We start from the raw sequence: 22242 nt of genomic DNA, 5'->3' as shown, positions 1-22242 counted from the left end.
TTGTAGAAGTGCCCATGGTGTCGCTCAAGGCCGGCCATGCACTCAAGGGTTGCTGTTATGCGTTCAAGCAAGCGCCCGGTACTCAGATAACCGAAATCGTGGGCCGCCAGGTGAGAGAGCAAGGCCATGCCCATGTTGGTCGGTGAGGTGCGATGGGCAATGGTCGGCTTGGGTATTTCCTGGACGTTGTCCGGCGGCAACCAGTTGTCCTCAGGGCCCACATAGCGATCGAAGAACGCCCAGGTCTGGCGTGACAGCATGCGCAGGAATCGCAGGTCTTGCGCTGACGGACTGAACCCCGTCGGTGTTGTCGGCAGGCTGATCCACCAGGCAATCGCCGGGCTCGCCAGCCACACCAGCAGCAAGGGCGCCGCCAGTGCGAGTACATAGAGAGAGGGGAGCAGGGCCGCGAATAGCAGCAGCGCCAGCGCAGGGGCAATCCACATGCTTTTATACATGCCGGACAGATCGTTGCCACTGGAGCGCTCCACCTCACGAGAAGGTTGCCATTGCAGCAGGCGGCGTTTGCTGACCAGCATGCGCCACAGTGAGCGGCCAATCGCATCGAAGCTCAACAACGCATCGGAGGGCAACCAGACAATCGACAACAGCGCTCGCATGAAATGCTGGCCCGAGGTCCGCAATGCCGCGCTCAGGTGTTGCCCCAATGGAATATCGGCAGCTTTCTGTACCAGCGCGAGTACCGACTGCAGTACCGGTTGGAGAAATACCAGGCCGAGCACTGCCAATGTCCAGGAGACGGCCTCGCTCGAACCCAACCAGCCCCATGCCAGCATGGCCAGGAAGGCGCCTGGCTCCAGGCTGCGGCGCAGATTGTCAAAAATCTTCCAGCGGGCAAGGTTGCTCAGAAGGTTGGGCGCGAATCCTCCCTGGGGTTTCGGTGCCCAAGGCAAGGCCCAGTACAGCACTTGCCAGTCTCCGCGAATCCAGCGGTGTCGGCGTTTGGCATCGGCGCTGTAGCGAGACGGGTATTCCTCATACAGTTGTACATCGCTGAGCAGCCCGCAGCGGGCGTAGCACCCTTCGATCAAGTCATGGCTGAGGATGCGGTTGTCGGGCAGGCAGCCTTCGAGTGCCTGTTCGAAGGCGTCGACGGCATAGATGCCCTTGCCGATGAAGGAACCGTTGTAGAACAGGTCTTGATAAACATCGGAGACGGCGCGGGTATAGGGGTCGATACCTGCATCGCTGCCAAACAGGCGGGCGTAGGTCGAGCGTGCCGTGCTGGGCAGGCTGATCCCCACGCGTGGCTGGAGGATGGCGTAACCGCTGACGATCTTGCCGCTCTGTTCATCGAATACCGGATGGTTCAGCGGGTGCATCATGGTACCGATGCACTGACGCGCGACATCCCGTGGCAGCAAGGTATCGGTGTCCAGGGTGATGACGAAGCGTACGGCACTCAGTGGCGCGACATCACCGACGATCAATGCAAAGCGCTGTTTTCCTTTACCAGGCAGTCCTTTGTCACGCAGCAATGCGTTGAGCTCGGCGAGTTTGCCACGCTTGCGCTCATGCCCCATCCATACCCGCTCGGTAGAGCTCCAGTGCCTGGGTCTGTGCAGCAGGAAGAACCGGTCGACCTGGCCATCGGCATATTTGTGGTTGAGCGCCTCGATCAGTTGGCGCGCCAGTGCGAGCAATTCGGCATCCTCGGGCATCACCTCGGCAGGGGCGTCCATGAAGTCACTGAGCAGCGCAAAATGCAGGTTGGCATCGCGATTGGCCAGGAATCGCACTTCCAGGCCTTCCGCCAGGGCCTCGATGTCGCCAGCGTTGGCAAACATCGTAGGCACCGCCACCAGCGTACGCGCCTCGGCCGGTATGCCCTTGCTGTAGTCCAGGCGGGGCAGTAGCGACGGGGCTACCGTGAGGGTTACCAGCCAGTTGACCAGCCCGATCGCCAGACGGCTGGTCATCAATAGCGCGGGCACGGCGAGCAGGACCAGGCACCAGGTTGGCGTGCCGCTGCGATAAGCACTGCTGAGAAATGGCCAGGCCAACAGCAGTGTCAGCAGCAGTGCAGGGTACAGGTAGAACTTCAACGGGGCGCTCTGGAGCAGGCGCTTCCATCGTTCGAGCAGCGGCACGCTGGCGTGCAGCGCCTGCTCCAGGCTGAGCAACCCGTCAGCCACCAGGTAATAGCCCACGTGCGAGGTTACACGGGCCGTGGGCTGTGTGGTGCTGGCCAGTTCGATGGCGGCTTGTGCCACCTTGGTTTCAGACTGCACACAATGCCGGGCGAGGCGTTCGACCACATGGCGGTAACGATCGCGGGTAGCAAAATCCATGTTCGCGTAGACATCCGCCGGGTCCGTGCACAATACCTGTTCGACATGACTGAGCAGCTCGACGAACTCGCGCCAGTCGGTCGCCGCCAGCAACCGCAGGCTGGCGATGCTGTTGCTGATGGACACCTGGTCACCGGATTGCTGCTGGGCATCCATCTGCACCAGGCGTTCGACGGTAAGGCCGGACTCACCGAGCGTTTGTTCTATCCACGCCATGGGCAATATCAGCGCGGCGCTTTGCCCATGCAGGCGGCGCGCCAGCTCTGCAACGAATGAAGGCGTCATCGGCGGTGCCGACCGCGCCATGTCGGCAACGGTCAATACCACGCTCTTGGCGTCGCGCTCGGCCATTTCGATCAATCGATCGGCCCAGTCATCGGCAAGGTTACGGTCATCCCGGTTGGCCATTACCCGGGACGCCACGCGCCGTAGGTTCTCGATCAGCGCCAGGCGCAGCATGATCGGGATTGCCCATAGCTCGCCTAGGGCCAGCGGCGTGATGGTCTGATAAGAGGCGATGAAACAATCCAGGCTTGGCGCGTCGACCCGGCCATCGCCATGAGCGATGGTTTCCAGGGCGATGTCGTAGACCCGCGGCAGGCCTGCCGAAGGACCTTCGGCCAGGCGTGGCAACTCGCGACTGTAGCCGTCGGGCAGGTGGGTCCTGGCGGTACGGATGTTTTCTTCGATGAGGTAGAAGTTGTCCAGCAGCCATTCCGCCGCAGGGGTGGCGCGCCGGCTGGACAGTTGTACGGTCTTGAGCGCTGCGCAACTACGTTCCAGAAGCAGTTGGTTGTCAGTCAGGCGGCCCAGCAAGGCGTCCTTTCTTGAAAGACGCCCGAGCACATGTTGGCGTGCCAGTACGATACCGTGGTCTGCCATCTGCTGCGCATTGAACAGGTCGGAACGCAGGATGGGCTCGTACTCGAACTTGTGCCGCGCTGCACTCCACCTGAGCCAGATGGCCGGTGAGCGCCAAAGGCTGGACAGCGTGCGAGTCAGGATATTTTGCATGAAATCCTTCGTACGACCCGCGCAGGGCAGGTCGCATGTGGAATGAAGGCGGTTCTACGCCAGGCTAGGTGTGCGGGCGTTGCGCCGCCGGGCGCAGCATTCCGCCGATGAGTGTGGGTTATTCATCGGGGCGAAGTCTGTTCGCTAGCGAACATAGACAATGCCAGCCGCGGGGGCTGGGTGATTAGCGAACGATCCAGGCGGCCGCTTTTGGTCCAGGCTGTGTGAAAACGCATGCGCCGTATTGAGGTCTGCATTGTTACGTAAAATCTGCCAGTGTTTGGTTAATCAGCGATTGAAAGTTTGCGTAGAAACGCGAGGTCCCAAGCTCCGGTAGCGAGATCTTCCAGTCCCATCTCGGCTTGCAGACTTCCTGCTCCCGCGTGCCGGTGTTCACCTTGAACAGCGCCATCGTTTGCAAGTTAGCCGGCAACTCTCCGAAAAGGATCTATGCCTGAATTCCTATCTCACCCTGTGCAGCTTGTAACGCTCGCTCCTCGGTCAGCGGCATGAAAATCGGCTGTGTATTGCTGGCGTGCTGGTAAAGAAAGTAGTGCCCGGAATCGTCTAACAATATCCGGTACAGTTCTGACGGCCGAAAGTTGTTGCCGATAAAAATACTTTCCTTGAGGATCTCGAAAGACTTGATCCCATGCTGTCGCATTGTGGTTTCAAAGGCTTGGTAAAGACCTTCTCGGCGGCGTCGATTGTTTTGAGCATTAAGCTTGAAAAAAAGCACCATCAGCACCGCATAACTGATAAGGAGAATCACAAGGGCGCTAGTGCGCATGCGTGGAGCTCCATGTCCGCTCAATCGTTGTGCATTTCAGTGTAGGCGCGCTCCTGGTGTTCTTCGTCGAATGGCAAGTGTCGCGACACGTTTCGCGTATCAGCAAATTGTGTCGCGACATTGGAGTCAGCATGGCGAACATGAATGCGGCACAGATAAATCAAGGTTTTGAGTACTCAAGATAGAGTTTCTCAAGCGCTTCCTGGTACTTATCTCCGGATAGTGTTTCTTTCAATATCGCCACGGCTTCGAGAGCCTTGACTGCGGCCATGGCTTCGTTTTCTCCCCGGTAGCTGGCGCGAAGCCTGGCTGCTGCGTACACAGCTTCTTCAGTCGTTGGCATTGCTTTGCCCTCGAAGGATTCGGATTCACTGATCAGCACCGCAGCGTGGTTCATGGAGGAACACGCGCCCGACTTGATCCAGCGCATGCTCAATGAAATTAACAACAGCCAATCGCCAAAGCTGCTCTTCTACAGGCGTTGCGATCTTCATACAAGCGCCAGAGTTTTGATGCAAATACCGATCAACCACAGCATTCGCCGATACCAAGAGGATGATTTGCTTTTTTTTACCGGGCTCGTCAGAGCGCTCCAAGTGTCAACTCCATCGCCATTGCAGCGGACAACGCCAGCATAATCAGCAGCGCGATAAACATTAGGCACAACTGAGCGACCTGCTTATAAAGGGTTATCGGCCTTTTCGTGATACGAGCAATTGATTTATTAGAGGATGCCATCACCAGTTCTCACTTTTCCGCGGAACATTAATAGCTCCAGAAGGTGTACATCAGGATCACCTGCAGGATGAACAGCGCGCCGATCAGGGCGAACATAAACGGCCCGCGCGGCCTTGGGGGCGGCCAGCGGGTTGGTAAACGCCGAGGGGGCTATCGGTGGTGGCGGGCCGAAATCATCCAGCGGCACGGCGTTGGCGGTGGTCAGGGTAAGGAGCATCGCACAGGGCGGGCTTGACCTGAGCAGCAAGGTGATGGAGCTGCATGGCGATGTCGCGCGTTTCATTTTTCACCCCTCGCCTCATGCCGAATCTGGCTAGCCCCGCCGTCTCCATGATGTCCGGGACGACAGCTGTTGCGGGTACCAGGGGGGGCTGCAACTAATGAGCCATTTCAATAGGGCGAAGAAAAAGCTCAAATTAATTAACGGGCTGTTTTTGAGTGTTCCAAGCGAGAGAAAGGGTGAGGGGGGAATATTCCTCAAATTAGGTGGTAACCGCCCGGTTGGGTGGGTGTAATGCCCCATTTATGGCGATGGTAGCGGCCCTGTTTCACCGACCGCTTTTGGTAGGGGCTGCGAGCTCATCGCGGTTGTGGCTGTCAATGCGATAAGGCGTGCCGGCAATAGGCTTACCGCAGCGAGCGATAGGCAATGGGGTCGATGTAAGCCGACTGCAGGTCCCGCTCCGGGATCTCCCAGATGATTTGCTTTGGCGGCGTTTCTTTGGAGGCCGGGTTGTTGAGGTAGCTGTTGGCAGCACCAGAGAACGCTCCGCCGTCTTTGGCGAAGTTACCTACGGGGGCGCCCAGTGCCTGCTGCACAAACCCTGCGAAGTTGGAGTTGCGTGAGAATGAAGTGCCGATGAGCACGGTATTGGGGAGGTCGGCATCGCCAAAGAGGTCTGCCTCGGTGTCAGGGCTGGCGGCTGACGCAACGGGAAGTTCGTGGGTGCTGGTCTGGGCGATCATTTCGGGTGCGGGTTGCCATTTGAGCGGCAGCCAGTCGATGCCCGCCAGATGGACCAGGTCGCCAGGCCGCACCGCGAGCGAGGCATGACTTTCGTTGAACGACCTGCGTGGCGTTGCGCTGATGCCCAGGGTCTTCAGGCGCTGCGCGATGGCCTCGGCCGCTGCCTTCGCGCCAGATTCGCTCCAGTGCGTATCGGTGCGCAACCAGGCACTGGCCCCCAGTGGCGTCAGCGCACCGGTGAGGTCCAGATTCGACACGCCACCCACATCCAGCTTCGAGGTCCATGCCTGGATGCGCCCTTCGAGAGCGGCCGGGCGGTGCAGTGCGCAACGCTGCCCGGCAGCGATGCGGCTCTTGTCTGGAACGATGACCACCAGCAGGCTGATGTCACGTTGGGAGAGCTGCTGCTTCAGATCAATCACTGCCTGGACTTTGGCATCGGCATTGCGCTGTGCTTGATGATTGACCTTGAGCTCATCGGCCAAAAACAACCAGTCAGGACAACCCGAGCGAACCCTCGGCCCGGTGTCATTGAGGAGCAGCCAACTGGCACCGCGCTCCAGCTCGGCGAAGGTCGTGGGGAGGTAAGCGTTCGACAGTTCCTTGGCAATCCGGTGAGTGATATCGCCGTCAAGAATCTGCGGGGCCAGTACCTTATCGGGTAGCAGCGAGATCTGCCCTGAAACGATCAGACGGCCAGTGGACAGCAGCCCGACGACCAGGAATATCAGCAGCGCCACGCCTGCCAACCGACTGTTGCGTGTCGCCAGATCAGGCTGAGTGGAGGGCGGGGTGTGCTTGGGGATCGTCATCAGAATTGGAAATACAGGAAGGGTACGGTTTCGCGACTGGCGATCAGTGCGAACGACAGCATGAAACCGGCGATGGGCCAAAGGGCGGCGGTGTAGAGCGAAAGGCCGCCCAGTTGTTTCTCACAGTAAGGGCGCAGCAGTGGTGCAACGACACCGAACACTCCCAGCAAACCCGCAAGGCCGTGTACCGGGCGCAGGGTCGTGGACAGTTCGTCACCGAGGGCGATGCCCTGCAGGCCGAACTGTCCGGCATACAGGCTCAGCGCGCTATGAAAGTCGGGGGCGCGGAACAGTGTCCAGGCCAGGCACACGAACAGCAGTGTCAGGCCATGGGAAAGCACCGGCGGCACCGGGGGCAGGGAAGAGCTGTTCCAGGCACGATTCACACACAACGCAATGCCATGGGCGCTGCCCCACAGCAGATAATTCCAGCTATCGCCACCGTGCCAGAGGCCGGCGATGGCCATGATCAGGAACAGGTTGCGGTAGGTTTTCCAGGTGCCGTTGCGATTGCCACCCAGCGGAATATACAGATAGTCACGTAACCAGCTGGACAGCGACAGGTGCCAGCGACGCCAGAAGTCCTGGATGCTGTTGGCCAGATACGGACGGTCGAAGTTCTCGGGAAAGTGAAAACCCAGCATCAGCCCCAGCCCGATGGCCATGGCACTGTAGCCGGCAAAGTCGAAGAACAGTTGCAGTGAATAGGCAAGGCAGCCAACCCAGGCGTCGGAGAAGCTGGGGTTCGGCACATTGAACGCCACATCGACTACCGGCGACAGGGTGTCGGCCACAAGGACCTTCATGCACATCCCGACCATGAACCTGCGTGTGCCCAGCGAGAAATTCTGCAGGTTGAAGTAACGTTGATTCAGCTCACGCCGAACCCAGTCATAGCGAATGATGGGGCCGGCGACCGAATGGCCGAACATCGAAATATAGGTGGCGTAGTTAATGAAGCTGCGTTCGACCGGCACGGTACGGCGATGCACATCCACCAGATAGGAAATCGCCTGCAAGACGATAAACGACAGCCCCGCCGGCATGATGACCCGCTGCCAGTCCGGGGGCATGGCGCCGTACCCGGTGATGGTATCGATCAAGGTGCCGGCAACGATGTTGGCGTACTTGTACCAGCACAGCACCGCCGTGTTGAGCACGATCAGCGTCGCGAGTAGCCGCACGCGACCCTTGCCTTCTTCCCGCAAGGCGTCAATCAGCAAGCCGCCGATCCACGCCGTGATCGTCAGCACCACATGCACCGCGAGGAACCGTGGGCTCAACCAGCCATAGAACAGCCAGCTGCCGATCAGTAACGTGACGTTGCGCCAGGCGGCTGGGCACACGGCATAGGCCGCCAGGAACAGCGGCAGGAACAACGTCAGAAACTCGAGCGAGGCAAAAACCATGGTGGTAGCGCGATCCGATCAGTGGGCCAGGACGTCAGTCGCGAGCAACAGGGAAGGACCATTTGCGCCAGGCAGCAGCACAACGCTGTAGCGCTCGCCAGCCTTGAGCTGGCCCAGGTCCAGCGGGGCACCGACGTTGGTTTGGGCGCAGACCAATTGCACCGACAGGCTGACCGGGTTGATCGCTCGGCGTTGTACGCTGCCGTCGGCCACCTCCTTGAACAGGTCGGCGTTCTTCCCCGCAGCGCGCAAGCCGGCCTGGGTGCACGCTGGATCGGCGCTGATAAACGCCAGCGAGGCTCTCAGGCTATTGAAGTCGTCGGGTTGCTCACGGATGACAACCTGGCGGATACCTTGAGCGCTGTCTGACAAGGCGATCACACTGGCGAATTCGCCGGCTGCCACCTGGATGTCCAGCGGCTGGCTTTTGCCGTTGCGTTCCAGGGTGCCCTTGATCGGCTGGTTGGCGGGCACGGGCAGGTAGTCGGACACGGCATTCGAGCCTTCCAGTTTGAGGCTTGCGCGCGAGCCTTCGGCCAGCAGCTGCAACGGTTGGTCGGCGGCGTTGATAAAGCGCAGGAAGGCCGAGTCCTGATCCGGGCCCGTCGGGTACAGGGCAATGTCGGCGGCCTGGACGTGCAGGCTCAGCATCAAGGGCGCGAACAGCGCCCAGCCACAGGCGGATCGGGTCATTTGCCGGCTCCTGTGCTGCTGACAGTGTCGGCGGGCAGTTTGGCCAACGCTCCACCAATCGCATTGCCCCAGGATTGATAACCGGCGACGGTGAAGTGCTGACCATCGGTGGTGATCCACTGCCCGGGTTTGGAGAACGTCAGCGAATCGATGTAGGTGCAAGGCGCCACGTTCGCGGCCAGAAACTGCGACATCAATTGGGTGCGGGGATCATTCTTCTGGTACATGCCACCGGCTTTGCCCCAGGCCGGGCCCACCCAGGCGCAGCGGGTTCCGGTGGCGGCAATGGCCTTGGCCAGGCCGGTGACGCTTTGCCATGCCCAGGCCTTCGGAAACACCGGTTTGTCATAGGACGCCATGGTGTCGCCGATGACCAGTACCACCAGGTCGGGCTTGTCGGCGGCGATCAGGTCCTGGATCGGTGTGGTGGTTGCCTCGCGCCCCTTGATCACGATCTTGTCGTTGCCTTTGCGCTCGGCGCCGCAGTCGACCTTCTTGCTGATCAACCAGTCACCGGCGCTGGCGCCGCAGGCACCGATGGAGTGGACCTGGGCGCCTTGGCGAGTCAGGTTGTCGTGCAGCGGCTCCAGCAAATGGTCCGCAAGGCTCATGTGGCTCTCCCCAAGGACAAGGAGAGTCAGGCCGGCAATGGCAGAAGTGGGCATCGAAAGCTCCAGAATGATCAGTTGGAATAAGGCGAGGCGTACGGGCTGACCGGCAGGCTCATGGGGCCGCTGATCTCCTCGAACTGGTAGCGCAAGGACAGGGCGCCGCTGAGTTGTTGGTAGTCGCGGGCGTTGTCCAGGCCCAGATTGGCGCCCAGCAGGAAGTTCGAAGCGACCTTGTATTCAGCCGCCGCGGCGACGCTGTAGCCGATCCCGGTTTTGTTTTGCCCTGCGTAACGCAGGCCCGAGGCCGCCTGCTGGGCTTTGTCGGTCGGGAAATAGTCGACGCTGTCCTGCTCGAAATGCTGCACGCCGACCGAGCCCTTGACTTGATACGTCAAGCGCCCGGTGCGTTGTGCCCAGGTCACCGGAATGCCCAGGGCGAAGAACGTCTGCGGGCTGAAATAGCCGCCGTGGCCGTAGGTGAAAAAGTCCTGGTTGTTGGCGTAGCTGATGCCGGTCATGCTCAGGCCGACGGTCAGTTTGCTGTCCGTTGCATTTTGCAGGTACCAGTACACACCGCTGCCCAGTTCACTGCGGCTGTTGGACTCGACATGGTTGCCCAATAACTGGTGCCAGGAGGCGTAGCCATAGGCGCCGACTTCGTTGTCGTCAAAGCTCAACTGACCACGCCCGCCGTTGGCGGTCACACCGCCCCAGGACTGCCCGCTGCGTTTGTCCGTGGTGCCGGCAAACGAGGTGAGGCTGTCAGTCACCGGACGCCGTGAAACGTTCACGCCGTAACGGACATTAGAGCTGTCGCTGATGGGGCGATCAACGCTGATGCCGCCCGTGGCGGTGGTGTATTTGAAGCCGAGCGGGGTGGTGCCGAGATCGGCCTTGAGCCCATCCGCGGGCCGTTGAACGGCGACGGAAAGGCCGACACCCTCGGCTTTCTGCGAACCGACGCTGCCGCTCTGCGCACCGTTGCCAAAACGCGACAGCGCCTCGCTGCTGGCACTGCCGGCGTTCAGCGAGACGGGCGTCACGCGCAGCGCAACGCGGCTCTCATCCAGCGGAATATTGATTTCCAGCGGTGTTTCAATGTCGGTGAGTTTGCTCAGTCCCGACTCACTGTTGTTGCTGCGAATGCTCACGCCCTGGGTGACGTAGGCACTGCGCTCCTGAAGGATTTTATTGAGCGCCAGTTGCGCGGGGCTGATGTCCTCGCTCACCAGTGCTGCGCGCGGCAGTTGCGACTCGAATGGATTGCTCGCCTGCTGTGGCCTTGGCGGGGCGTCGATGGCAAAAGGGGCGCTGCCCGGCATCTCCTGAGCCGGTGGCGGGATGGCTGCCAGCAAGGTGTCGCGACTGACTTCATTACGTGAACCCGACACCCCGGCAAAAGGGTTGGGCGCCACCGTCGAGCCGGCCAGTTGGCCGCCCTGGCTTCTGCGTTGCTCGCTCTGTTCGATGGCCACGGCTTTGCGCAGCAGATCGGTCGCCGTGCCGGTCTTGCCCATGTTCTGGTAGAGACGTGCGGCCTCGGTCAGCGTTTGAGGGTTACCGGGTTCGGTCTTGAGCAGCTGTTGCAGCGCCTGTTCGGCAAAGGCCGTGTCATGTGCCAGCACCGCCGCGTCGGCGGCGCCCAGCAGCAGTTGCGGGTCGTTTGGCTGGCGCTGTAACAGCGGTTTGTAGAGTTCGAGGGCTTTTGCCGTGTCGCCGTTGGCCGAGTACATCCGCGCCAGGGCCGCGACGGCAGCGCTGTCACCGGGACGTTGCGCCAGTGCGGGCGCCAGCGTGTCATAGGCGTTGGCCAGATCGCCGCGTTCACGCAGCTGGTCAGCCTGGCGGATGCGATAGAGATAGAGCAGGTCGTCGAATCGCTTGCGAGCTGGCGCGTTCAGGGGCTTGTTCTGAAGGTCGCGCAGAATCTGGTTGACCTGCGTGTCTTCTCCGGTTTTAAGCAGGACAGCGGTGTATTGCAGGATGAAGTCCGCCGAGGGCGCTGTAGTCTGTTGCAACCGGCCGCGCATGAGGGCCAGCGCACGGCTCGGCTCGCCGATGTCGACATAGGCCGAGGCCAGGCTCGCCGTGCGGTCTGGACTGTTGTTGGCCATCGGCTGAATACGCTCGAGCAAGGTCAGGGCTTCCTGGCGTTGTCCGCGCTTGCCCAACTCGATCGCCTGGCTGAGTTGCAGGTTGAGGCTGACGTCAGCGGCCAGCGCTTGCATGTCCGGGGTGCGCTGGTCGGGGCGCAAGCGTGCCAAGGTTGTCTGGGCGGCTTTCCACTCACCCATCTGGACCGACAGCAAGGCGCTGACGTAAAGAGCATCGGCATTGTCGGGATGGGCCTGGAGCATGGCGTTGATCAGGTCCCGAGCCTTCTGGGGTTCGCCCATCGCCAGGTTCAGGCGGGCCAGGGCGAAACGCGTCCAGATGTTGTCCGGCTCAACGCGCAGCGCGTCTTGCAAGGCATTGCGCGCAGCGGGCAGGTCGTTGCGTTGTTCGGCGAGGGCGGCCAGTTGCGTCGCACGCAARGCTTGCAGGCGTGCGGACTGGCCGATCTTTGCCTGGCCGGTGGCCGGCAGGCTGTTGATCAGTTGCAGGGCTTCATCGTTCTTGCCGCTCTTGAGCAGCACGTTGACCAGCCCTTCCTGTGCTTGAGGGTCGTCACGGCGCAGGCTCAGTACCTGGCGATAGTTGCCCTGAGCGTCATCGAACTGGCCCGCGCTGGCCTGAATGTCCGCCAGGGCGAGGCGAGCGTCCACCCCGTTTGGATTGAGCCGCAGCGCCTGGTTGACCAAGTCCTGTGCCTGGGCTGTCTGACCTTTGGCCTGGGCGTCGCGGGCCTGCTGCAACGCCGACCAGTAGCGCACGTCGTTCAGCGCAACTTGCCAGTGGCTGCCGTCCTGTTGTCGCGAGGCCTGACCCAGGAGCTTCTCCGCTTCGGCCAGTCGGTGTTGCTGCTGGCGAACAACCCCAAGACCACCCAGCGCGTCGGCATCGTCGGGCCGGGTTTTCAAGCGCGCTTGAAAAGCCTGTTCGGCGGTGGCCTGATCGCCTTCTTTGAGCGCCTTCAGACCGCGCGCAACTTCGGCGGGCGGTTGCCATTCCTTGCTGGCTGTCGTCGCTGCCTGTTGCTTGCCCTTGTTCATCTGTGCCCGGATTTCCACGTCATCCGGATGCGTCTTGAGGTACGCCTCGAACAACGGCACTTGTGCCGGATTGGGCGGACCGATCCAGGTCAGCGCCAGGCGCCAGCTTTCGTCGGCATCACCGGCAATGTCGGTACGCTGGGTCAGCGCGGCCAGGGCGCGGATGCCCTCGGCACGGTTGTCTTCATGGCGCACCAGATGCTTGGCGTAAAACAGCGCGACGATAGAGTCGTTGGGCATTTCACGTTGCAGGCGCTGAAATCCGCTGCGTGCCTCAGCCCAGTCGGCCTGATTGAAGGCAAGGTTGTTGTAATACTCGCGGCCGATCGTGCCTTGAGGTGGACGGCCATCGAACAGCGAGCGAAACACGACGGTCGCCTTGTCGCGCTCACCAGCATCGACGAGGCGCCGAGCCTCTTCCAGGCGCTGCTGGTTCTGCGGTTGTGCCAGGGCGATGTCCTGTGCCAATTGCAGTGCCTGCCGAGGCAAAGGCTGGATGGCCAGCAAGCGGGCCAGGTATTGCTGAGCCTGTTGTGGCTTGTCCTGTTGCACGCCGATCAAGCCCAGGCCATACAGTGCGTCAACCTGGACCGGGTCCAGCAACAGGACTTTCAGCCAGACTTCCGCCGCGCGTTGAGGGTTTTTGTGCAACTGCCAGTACTGCCCTTGCTCGACGAGTAATGTCTGTGGCGTCGGACTTTGAGCGTGGGCAGCAGCGGCCGTCCATGCGCTCATGACGGCGATGGCTAGCGTGCGGTGGTGCGGGTGCATGCGGTCTCCCAGGAAAGTTTCAGCGTTCCGTCTTCCCGGAATCGATAATGTTTATCTGCCCAGCCGAGCGCGAACAGGCTGAGCATCAAGTCGTAGTAACGCGGCGGACCGGCGTCGGTATCAGGCCTGGACAGCGCCTCGTGCAAGGCAAGTTCCACGCGGTCTCGTTGCTGATCGGCCAACCTGGGTTGCCCCTTGGCCTGAAGGTAGGGAATCAGTGCAGCCCGGAATCCGTAAGGGCTCTGACCCTGGACACTGCCGTGCAGCACCTGGACCGTTTCCGGGGGGGAGCCCGTCGCGACAGTGCTGCGGGCCATTCCGTCCAGCCGCTTGAGCAGCAGCGCTGCCAGCGGTTCGGAGGTATCACTCATGCCCAGCCAGAGGTACACGCGAATGGCGTCGTAGCTGCCCGTGTCGCCGTTGATCGGGTCGCTCACGAAGACACCCGATTGTGCTGAAGTGCCTTGATAACCGACCCAGTCAGCGATGAAACCGTGGCGGCTGGATTGGGCAATCATCGTCGCGGTGTTATCGGCAATCGCTTGCCAGGGCCCGGAGGGTGCTTCCTTGGCCAGCCGCCGTAACAGTGGCAGTGGCAGGTAGCTGGGATTCAGGCGCCAGAGAGCGTCCGGCTGGACGAAACCCTGTGGTCCAGGCAATACCATCGGACCCAGCCCGGGCAAATTGACGACCAATTGCACTTCGATCGTCGCCATCAGGTGCAGGGCGTCCTGGTGATAGTCCGGCCGATGCCACAGGCGTGCGGCTTCGAGCAGGGCATAGGCGATCCACAGGTCGGCGTCGGCGGCAGAATTGGCGTCTTGCAGGCGCCACTGACCGTCCGTGCCTTGTCCCCATAACCAGCCCGGCAGGCGTGTGGCGGTGTCTGCGCCTGCGAGGTTGGCTGACGTCCAGCGCCAGAGTTTGTCAAAGCGTGGCTGATCGTTGCCGATCAGTGCGAAGAGCATGCCGTAGGATTGCCCTTCAGAGGTGCTGTGATTGTTCTCAAGGCTCGATTCCAGAACCCGGCCGTCGGCCTGGACGAAGCGTGTGGCATAGGTTTGCCACAGTGGCCAGGCCGGCGGCTCGCAGGATTGTGCGGGCGCTATCGTTGGCGCCAGCAGGGCGAGCGCAAGCACAGCGCTCAACCTGCGCGCGTTACCGCGCAGGCTCTGGCGAAGTGAAGTACCCCGGCTGCTCATGGACGTCACAGGCCTGCGCGGCTCATTGGCCAAGACGACGTTTGGCCCGTAGGCGCAGGGCCAGGTAGGCCATGCAAGCAAGCAGCAGGACCCCGAGGAGGGTGAACAGCATGAGCGCCATGACGTTCTGCGAGAGGTACCACTGCAGATAGCGCAACGGACCCAGGCGCCCGACGTAGTAATCCTGCTCGGCGACCAGCGAATCGACCTGCTTGCCCCTGACCACTACCAGACTGCCTTGCAATTGCCGGGCATTTTCTTCGCTGCTGAGCAGGGCACTGGTCACGTCGGCCAGGCCGCCGGGCCTTGTGCCGGCGATAAACACCACGCTGCGCCCACTCTTGAGCGGCGATTCGAATCCGGTCAGATAAGCACTGCCGTCCTCGGCGCTAAACCTGAAGCTGCTGCGCGCTTCACGCCGATTGGATTTCGTATCCGGGCTGATCCAGTTGCGCAGACGCAAGGGCAGGTCAGACAGTTCAAAGTACTGCGCAGCATCTTCGCCCTTGGCGGGCAGAAGGTGCTGCCATTGATCCAGCAGAGGTTGGTTGTTGCCCGAGGCGAGCACCAGCAAATCCCGGTCGCTTTGCTCGGCGAGCTGGTCGGCGTGGACCACCTTCACCCCGGTGGCCGGATAACCGGTGGAGTCGCCGAAGCGGCCCAGCAGGGTCAGATAGGCGCTCAGATCGGCCGGGCCCGGCTCGTTGGGCAGGATCACCGATGTTTCAGACAGGTCGGCCATGCGGGTGAACGGGAAGCCACTGTCCTTGAACACCCCGAGGTTGGGCATGGCCATGAAATGTTCGTATTGGCTGAGGTCCAGGGTCGAGTCCGGGTCGATCACGCCGCGCATGTTGTCGATGATGATGTCGCGGCATTCGCCCTGTTTGATGTAGTCATACATGAAACGAAATTGCAGGCGCGATTGCAGCGCGACTGAATTGAGCGGCAACAGCATGCGCGACGTGCGGGCCAGGCTGTCGTCGGTTTTGAGCATTGCCAGCAGGCTGTCGCTGTTGCCGAGTTTCTCGATCGAAGGCAGGTCGATCGACTTGATGAAGGTGTCGTTGAAACTGATCAGCAACGAAGAATTGGTGGAGACCGGTTGCGGCGTATAGCGGTACTTCAGGTCAAGTTGCGCACCGGGCTCACGCCAGTTGAACAGATCGGGTGGCAATCGCAGGGCAACGGTCATTTGTCCCGGGTTATAACCCGACACATTGAGTTCTGCGGGTTTCGCCAGTTCACCCAGGCGAACCGGACGATCGGAGGGCAGCCAGTTGGGCGCGTCGTACGGTTGGCGTGGCTTGAGCGAGTCGATCCGGTCGATCACTACGCTCTGCCCGGAAAAGGCCGAGCCGCCGAGGGCCAGCGCGGTCGCGGCGACTTTGAGATCGGCGCCATCGCGCCCGGAGACGATCAACAGTTTGCCCTGAGCATCATTCGGGTTGCTCATGAGGGTCAATGTCGGCCCCGTGGCCTCTTTGATCGGCAAACCACTCAAGGTCGTTGATTCGCTGCCGCTGACAAACACCACTGCGTTGCCTTTTGCCGGCAGGCTGGTGAGGCTGGCGGGGAAGGTTGCGCCGCGGTAGCTGGCCAGGGCGCCGAACCAGGAAGACAGGATGCCGGCGGCCTCAAGCTCCGGACCGCTTGGGTGCGCGGCGAACACGAAGGGCAGCTTCAGGGGCGAGGCGTCTCGACGATCGAACAAGGGCAGCGGCAGAGCGGACAGGTCGTTGGGCTGTTTAATCGAGGACACCTGGAGACTCAGTTGGCTCTCGTTGCCGATCCTGGCCCACAGGCTGGAGTGCAAAGGGTCTTCACATTGCATCGTGTAATGACCGATGAACTGCAGGCTGAGCCGGTTGAATTCGGTGATGGTCTGCGGCGGAATCTGCACGGTCCGGGTCTGCAATTTACCGGCCTCTTCCTTCGGGAGGGGCAGGCTGGCGGCCACTTGATCGTTGATCAGCACGTTGATTTGCGAAAGATCGGCCAGCAGCGCCGGTGAGTAGCTGTACTGCAGCGTGACCTGCGCAGCCGTGACGACTTCATCGGCGCGCACATCGAAATTCACGCTGTCGGTAGCCTCCACGCCTTTAAGGGTCATCGAATAGCTTTTGCCCAGCTCCTTGAGGGTGCGGGTATAGCTATTGCCCGGGGCATCGGTCCCGGGCAACGATGCGACCGGCATCACTGCCGGGTCTGTGGCGCTGATTTGGGCGGCAGCACTCAAGGCACAGCCGCTCCAGCCCACTAGCGAGCAGGCGATCAGCATGAGTGTGCGGCGAGGAAGAAAGGTCCGGCGAGTGGAAGGCTTCAAGATCGTTGCGTGTCCGCGGTGGAGTCGATAGGTGATGGAGCGACCGGGCGTTTGCGCAGCAGCGCGTGGCTGTCCTTCAGGGTTACAACGAACAAGCGCAGGATGGCGCGCAAGCCAATGCTGCTGACCTCGCGCAATGCCGACATGGGCGCGTCGAGGCGGCCGTTACCCCAGGTGTTGGCCCAGGTGTCGGCCCGTGAAAAGGTCAGTCGCACCAGTTCACTTTGCTGGCGCAGGGTCAAAGCCTCGAATTGCACGCCCGTCACGTTGTCGTTGTTGAAGATCGTTTTTGCGGGAAAGAGGCTTGAGGGCGGTGTGCGCAGAATGCACAGCCGCAGCTTCTCCTCGACGCTGAGCTGAACCTGCGGTGGCAGTACCAGACCCACGCCGTTTTGTGAGAAGTCCTGGGTTTTGCAATCGAACGAGGTGCCGTCTTCGCGATAGACGCRCACAGGCAGATCTGCGGGCACCCTGGGTTCGTTACGCACCTGAGAGGACTCAGTGGCCACCGCCACTGCGGTGCTGACGATAATGATGTTGTACACCGTCCAGGCCAGGTTGATCAGCAGGGTCGTGACCTGGGCCGGATCGCCCCCGATCAGTTTCACCACGCCGGTCACCAGACCGATCATGTTCAAGGTCAGCAGGACGATGTAAGGCCGCGCGAGCTTCCAGTCGAAATAGTCCTTTTCGATGGTGCCGCCTTTGTCGGTCACGTTGAACTTGCCCAGCGAAGGGCTGATCAGGGCCAACAGTACCGGTCGCATGATGTACCAGGCCAACACCGACTCATACACTTCGTTCCAGAAGGAGTGGCGGAAGCGCCCCTGAATGGCGGAGTTGGTCAGGCTGGAATGGAAAATATGCGGCAGCACATAGACCATGACCATCAACGCCGAGGCATGAAAAATCTGCGCGTCGAACATCAGGTAGGCCAAGGGCGCGGTCAAGAACACCAGGCGGGGCAGGCTGTAGAAAAAATGCATCATGGCGTTGAGGTAGCAGATGCGCTGCCCCAGGTTCAGTCCTTTGCCAAACAGTGGATTGTCGGTCCGAAAAATCTGCGCCATACCCCGAGCCCAGCGTGTGCGCTGACGGATGTGCCGGGAAAGGCTTTCCGTAGCGAGTCCTGCTGCTTGTGGAATGGCGAGGTAGGCGGTGTTGAAACCACGGCGATTGAGCTTGAGTGCCGTGTGCGCATCCTCCGTCACGGTTTCGGTGGCGATACCGCCGACTTCCAGCAAGTGAGTACGCCGGATGACCGCGCAGGAACCACAGAAAAACGTTGCGTTCCAGAGGTCGTTGCCGTCCTGCACCAGGCCGTAGAACAGCTCACCTTCATTGGGCACCGAGCGAAAGGTATCGAGGTTCTTTTCGAACGGATCGGGTGAATAGAAGAAGTGCGGCGTTTGCAGCAACGCCAGGTTCGGGTCCTTGATAAACCAGCCCATGGTGATCTGCAGGAAGGAGCGGGTGGGCACGTGGTCGGCGTCGAATATGGCGATGAACTCGCCATCGGTGACTTTGAGCGCCTCGTTGAGGTTGCCGGCCTTGGCATGTTGATTGTTGTCGCGGGTGATGTAGTTGACGCCGATTTGCTGGCAGAAAACCTTGAACTCGTCCCGACGTCCGTCGTCGAGCACGTGCACCCGCAGCTTGCCCTCGGGCCAGTCGATGGCCTGGGCCGCAAGCACCACCAGTTTGACGATGCCCAACGCTTCGTTGTAGGTGGGGATGAAGACATCTACCGTCGGCCATTCAGCGGGCGGTTGTTGCAGAAACTGCGGTGTGCGATGCAGCGGCCAGGCGGTCTGTACATAGCCGAAGACGAGGACGAGCAAGGCATACAGTTCGGCCAGCACCAATCCGTAGCCAAATACGGCATCCTGCCAGTTGTCGAAGCCCAGGGTGTCGGTCAGGCGCCAGTACATGTAGCGAAACGAAGCGATCAGCGAGAGGGTGACCAGGGTCAGGATCGCCAGACGCCCGGCTTGCTTGCGGATGATCAGGCTGGCGGCAAAACAGACGGCGGCAAACGCGGCCTGGGAATACAGGTTCAGCGGCGCAGTGAGGATACCCAGCACCAACAATGCAGCGATCAGCCCGGCCGAGATCTTCAGGCCTTGACGCCAACGCAGGGGCCAGCGACTGACGCTTGCCACGAAAGTATCCAGTAGTTCCTGCAACCACCACGTCTTTGCAGGTAGCTGATTGAGCCGGGCGGTCATGGCGTGCCCTGCTGGCTGCAAGCATCCGCAAAAAGCAGGGCATGGACCGCGTCTGACAGCGAATGAATGTCCTGACAGCCAATGCTCTCAGGTGCGTACTGCAACAGGTCCCGACCATAGGCCAGCGACTCGTTGAACTGGTGATCGAGACGAATCGTCCCGATCAGGTTAGCGCCGAGCCGCCGCCGAAACAGCACGCCCATGTCCCTGCTGAACGAACGCGAGTCATCCCGTTGGTTGAGTACATACCGGTGCCACTGCGCGCGTCGTCGGCTGGTTTCCAGCCACTGGGTCATGGTGTCCAGTGCCAGGTAGGAAGCCGCGTCGGCCACCGTCATCACCAGCACCAGATCGGCGGCATCGAGTGCCTGTTGCGAATAGACGGTCGCACCCGAAGGCGTGTCCAGGATCACGGTATCGTTTTCGCTGAGGTCCATTGACGCAAGGTGCTGATTCAACCAGTCAGAATCTTCAAGCATCAACTGCTTGAGCAATCGGCGATCGCTCACCTCGCCAGTGCCGAAGGGCAGGCACTCGCTGTCGCCAAAGCCCGGCAGGCGATGAGCGCCCCAGTCTGCGCCCTGCTCTTTGAGCTGGATCAGCCCGGGAACCTGCCTGGTGATACCCAAGTGGCAGGAAAGCGCGTTCTGAGGGTCCAGATCAATTGCGATGGTTCGCCCGCCAGGGCGCCGAAGTGTTTTTGCGAGGCCAGCGGCGACGGTGCTTTTACCCACCCCACCATTCGCCGAAACGATAGCAATGACCTTTGCCCTGGTCCGCTTGCGAGTCGTTTCTGACAGACCGTCTCGACGAACCTGGTTGAGTTCACGTAACAAGTCGCTCAATCGCTGACGGTCACCCGTAGCAGAACTCGCAGGTGGCTTGGTCAGGAGAGGGGATATTGGCGAAGTTAGCGAGAGGGCAGCATTCTGCACAGGCTCGACCGGCGCGCCAATCAATAAAGAAGGCTGTGGCTCGTCCAGTAGAAACACAGGGGACGTTGGCGTTGGTATTGGGGGAGGCAAGGCCACCGACGGTTCTGGCTCAGTCAGCGCAGGTGTAACCGGGTCGTCTTTGAAATCTTTATAGTTCGGTTGTATTTCCTGGTAGCTCTGCGCATTGGCGCCAAAATGTGTAAAAAGTTTCGTAATGTCGTCTACATATTTCATGCGTTGTACCAGGAATGAAATAGCTCAGAAACTCAGCATTCCATTAACTTGACAAAGTTGATGCGTCGTCGTGGTGTTGGCAGAGTGCCACTAATGTAGGGTGGCTGCGTCTTAGTGTCAACGAATGTTATAATAAGTCAGTGAGCTTTATTGGTGTTGATCTGAGTGTTATCAGGGAGTTATGTTATTCGTGGAAAGTGTAGGTGTTAGCGTGCGTCCAATAATTACTGTCCAGTGAGTTGTAATATGATGATAGGTAATGGATGTGTTTGTCGGGATAAATAACTTTCGGTGAGATGGGGTGTGAGTGTTGATCGCCTTCGATGGTTTTATGCCGGATTATTTATTAATGAAGTTGACTGCTGTATTTGAAGGAATAGTGGCGGTTTCCAGCTACCGGAAATGAGCTGGTACTGCTGGCCTGGCACAGCGAAGCCGTGGCACTCGCCGCACATGACGCTTGCGAGCGGTGGGCGTGGGTTCCATTTGAAAATCGGACATGGCGATTCCTCGCCCGTCGTTCACCGGCAGGCTCAATGTTAATTTTGTTCAGGGTTGTCTTCGGGACACTTGGCGCTGCGCTGGGTAAAGTCATGACCGCTTGCCCGGCCTGGTGTGTTTCAGATGGATTACTGAATGGCCAGCAACTGGTCAGGGTGGGCACCAATTCAGACAAGGTGCAGGCGACAATCCAAGTCGTTCAGCTAACGTTCAATCGTTCGCCTCGCCAGTTGCGTTACACACACTCCCCCTGAGGTGACTGGCGGGGTGAACCCTTGGCGACGTGGCCCCTTGTAGATGTGCCAGAGCATCTAGAACGGCGCTGCTATCAGTAAGATGATCATGGGGGCACCGCCCCGAGCAGGCCTTGGGCATCCACCCAAAGCGGTGCCCTGACGCCTCCATTGCATGCGCCACCCTCCGTGACTGAATGCGACGGAGGTAGTGGCATTTTGATTTCTTTTGAGCTATTTATCTCTATGGCCGGCATGGAGTCGGTTCAAGGAGGTGAAATGGTCACTGATCGCGAAATTGCACTTGAGCAGGCCCTTGTAGCAATTATTGGAGAGGCCATCGCCAGCGGGCTTGATGTCAAAAGCCTGATGGACAACGCGGCAGCCGGCTTACTTGGAAGTGCTTCATACCGCTGGGTTGGGCATCCGCATGTGTCAAACGCCCTTCAGGTGATGATTGATGCTCATGCGCAGGCATTGGACGCCATGCCTGCGCATTAATTGAAGTTTCAGGTTTCAATACCCGTCCTGGCAACCGCTGCAAACTGTCACGATTGCTTTTCCGTAACGGCGATTTCAGGTCGCGACATGCTCGCAATGCGGGCGGACTCTTCGGCCGGCACCGTAGCGAGGGTGATCAGGAGCGTTGACACAGTCTCCTGCCATTCCGTGACCTGAAGCGACAGGTGGAGATTCCAGGTTTTGGTGTTCAGCTATGCTTTCAGCACTTTGTTCAAGAAATGGATTTCACTATGAGCAGCGTAAGAAAACCGACACAGCGAGAAATCTCCGATGCCTTGGAACTTAGCGAAAGCGAGGTCGCGTTGTACGTTGCAGACGTAGAGGAAAAGGCCGATGGCTCGGGGCACTGGATCTTTTTCAGTCTATTGACGCCTAACGACGTACTGTTCTGGCTCAGGGTCGGTAACAACCTGAGGCTTGAAACAGATGCCATAAACCTCCTCTGGACAAAACAATCACCGAGTATCGCTCGGTAGGTTTGCGGGATCGCGCTTTAACTCCGCCAAGCTCTTATCCTTTAATGCCCGCGACACCTTTTCGCTTGTCTCGTAAGGTGTCGTGAGATTCCTAAGCATCCACGCCGCTGTATCGAAGTCTGAATTGATCAGGTAGATCAGCAGCCGTTGGTGAATGTCCTGCTGGTTGCTTCCTTCTATCGCTTCCTGCGCTGCCTGATGGCTTGCGCCGTCGGCTCCTGCTGTTCTGCTGTAGGAGCGAGCTTGCTCGCGATGGACTCAAGAGCGCCGCGTTTAGCCAGTAAATACGCGTTATCGTTAACGACCATCGCGAGCA

General features: G+C 60.1%; 14 protein-coding genes and 2 pseudogenes. 1 reads left to right on the top strand and 15 read right to left on the bottom strand.

Going from position 1 to position 22242, the window contains the following annotated elements; all coding sequences use genetic code 11:
• The 15 genes and pseudogenes from AC1DXW_RS28495 to bcsQ all read right to left on the bottom strand — a co-directional run.
• Positions 1-3326, bottom strand: a 3326-nt coding sequence (locus tag AC1DXW_RS28495) for a glycosyltransferase family protein (RefSeq protein ID WP_477760753.1), incomplete at its 3' end; no start/stop codon positions are given.
• A 310-nt stretch (positions 3327-3636) separates the two neighbouring features.
• A pseudogene (locus tag AC1DXW_RS28490) lies at positions 3637-3774 on the bottom strand (tyrosine-type recombinase/integrase); the annotation flags it as partial.
• Positions 3775-4116, bottom strand: a complete 342-nt coding sequence (locus tag AC1DXW_RS28485; RefSeq protein WP_477754311.1) for a hypothetical protein — start codon at positions 4114-4116, stop codon at positions 3775-3777.
• Positions 4117-4276: 160 nt separating this feature from the next.
• Positions 4277-4513: a hypothetical protein gene (locus tag AC1DXW_RS28480; RefSeq protein ID WP_477754310.1), complete on the bottom strand. Its 237-nt coding sequence runs from the start codon at positions 4511-4513 to the stop codon at positions 4277-4279.
• Entirely contained in the window at positions 4485-4712 is a 228-nt protein-coding gene (locus AC1DXW_RS28475) for a hypothetical protein (RefSeq protein WP_477754309.1), read from the bottom strand. The genes AC1DXW_RS28480 and AC1DXW_RS28475 overlap by 29 nt, the downstream gene beginning before the upstream one ends.
• 128 nt (positions 4713-4840) lie before the next feature.
• Positions 4841-4950 (bottom strand): annotated as a pseudogene (locus AC1DXW_RS28470) (ubiquinol oxidase subunit II); the annotation flags it as partial.
• Between the two features lie 531 nt (positions 4951-5481).
• Positions 5482-6633 carry an alginate O-acetyltransferase AlgX-related protein gene (locus tag AC1DXW_RS28465; RefSeq protein WP_477760752.1) on the bottom strand — a complete coding sequence of 384 codons (1152 nt, stop codon included), beginning with the start codon at positions 6631-6633 and terminating at the stop codon, positions 5482-5484.
• Complete coding sequence (locus tag AC1DXW_RS28460) at positions 6633-8042, bottom strand: MBOAT family O-acyltransferase (RefSeq protein WP_477760751.1); 1410 nt, start codon at positions 8040-8042, stop codon at positions 6633-6635. Before AC1DXW_RS28460 ends, AC1DXW_RS28465 begins: the two co-directional genes overlap by 1 nt.
• Before the next feature lie 18 nt (positions 8043-8060).
• On the bottom strand, positions 8061-8735 hold the full coding sequence (locus tag AC1DXW_RS28455; RefSeq protein WP_477754306.1) for an alginate O-acetyltransferase AlgF: 675 nt from the start codon (positions 8733-8735) through the stop codon (positions 8061-8063).
• Positions 8732-9400 (bottom strand): SGNH/GDSL hydrolase family protein, encoded by a 669-nt coding sequence (locus AC1DXW_RS28450; RefSeq protein ID WP_477754305.1) that lies wholly within the window; start codon positions 9398-9400, stop codon positions 8732-8734. Before AC1DXW_RS28450 ends, AC1DXW_RS28455 begins: the two co-directional genes overlap by 4 nt.
• A 17-nt stretch (positions 9401-9417) precedes the next feature.
• Positions 9418-13269 (bottom strand): cellulose biosynthesis protein BcsC, encoded by a 3852-nt coding sequence (locus tag AC1DXW_RS28445; RefSeq protein ID WP_477754304.1) that lies wholly within the window; start codon positions 13267-13269, stop codon positions 9418-9420.
• Complete coding sequence (bcsZ, locus tag AC1DXW_RS28440; protein ID WP_477754303.1) at positions 13245-14471, bottom strand: cellulose synthase complex periplasmic endoglucanase BcsZ; 1227 nt, start codon at positions 14469-14471, stop codon at positions 13245-13247. The genes AC1DXW_RS28445 and bcsZ overlap by 25 nt, the downstream gene beginning before the upstream one ends.
• A gap of 22 nt (positions 14472-14493) precedes the next feature.
• On the bottom strand, positions 14494-16797 hold the full coding sequence (gene bcsB / locus AC1DXW_RS28435; RefSeq protein ID WP_477754302.1) for a cellulose biosynthesis cyclic di-GMP-binding regulatory protein BcsB: 2304 nt from the start codon (positions 16795-16797) through the stop codon (positions 14494-14496).
• Positions 16794-19025, bottom strand: coding sequence for a UDP-forming cellulose synthase catalytic subunit (bcsA, locus tag AC1DXW_RS28430; RefSeq protein ID WP_477760750.1), 2232 nt, complete (start codon positions 19023-19025; stop codon positions 16794-16796). Before bcsA ends, bcsB begins: the two co-directional genes overlap by 4 nt.
• Complete coding sequence (gene bcsQ / locus AC1DXW_RS28425) at positions 19022-20194, bottom strand: cellulose biosynthesis protein BcsQ (protein ID WP_477760749.1); 1173 nt, start codon at positions 20192-20194, stop codon at positions 19022-19024. Before bcsQ ends, bcsA begins: the two co-directional genes overlap by 4 nt.
• A gap of 1013 nt (positions 20195-21207) precedes the next feature.
• On the opposite strand from bcsQ, the gene AC1DXW_RS28420 reads away from it, so the two are divergent.
• A complete protein-coding gene (locus AC1DXW_RS28420; RefSeq protein ID WP_477756626.1) occupies positions 21208-21429 on the top strand; it encodes a hypothetical protein in 222 nt (73 codons plus the stop codon).
• Positions 21430-22242 lie beyond the last annotated feature (813 nt).

It is taken from the genome of Pseudomonas sp. P4_C4 (assembly GCF_056402055.1).
The sequence above is the reverse complement of the archived record's forward strand: the minus strand, read 5'-3'. Positions and strand labels throughout refer to the sequence as shown.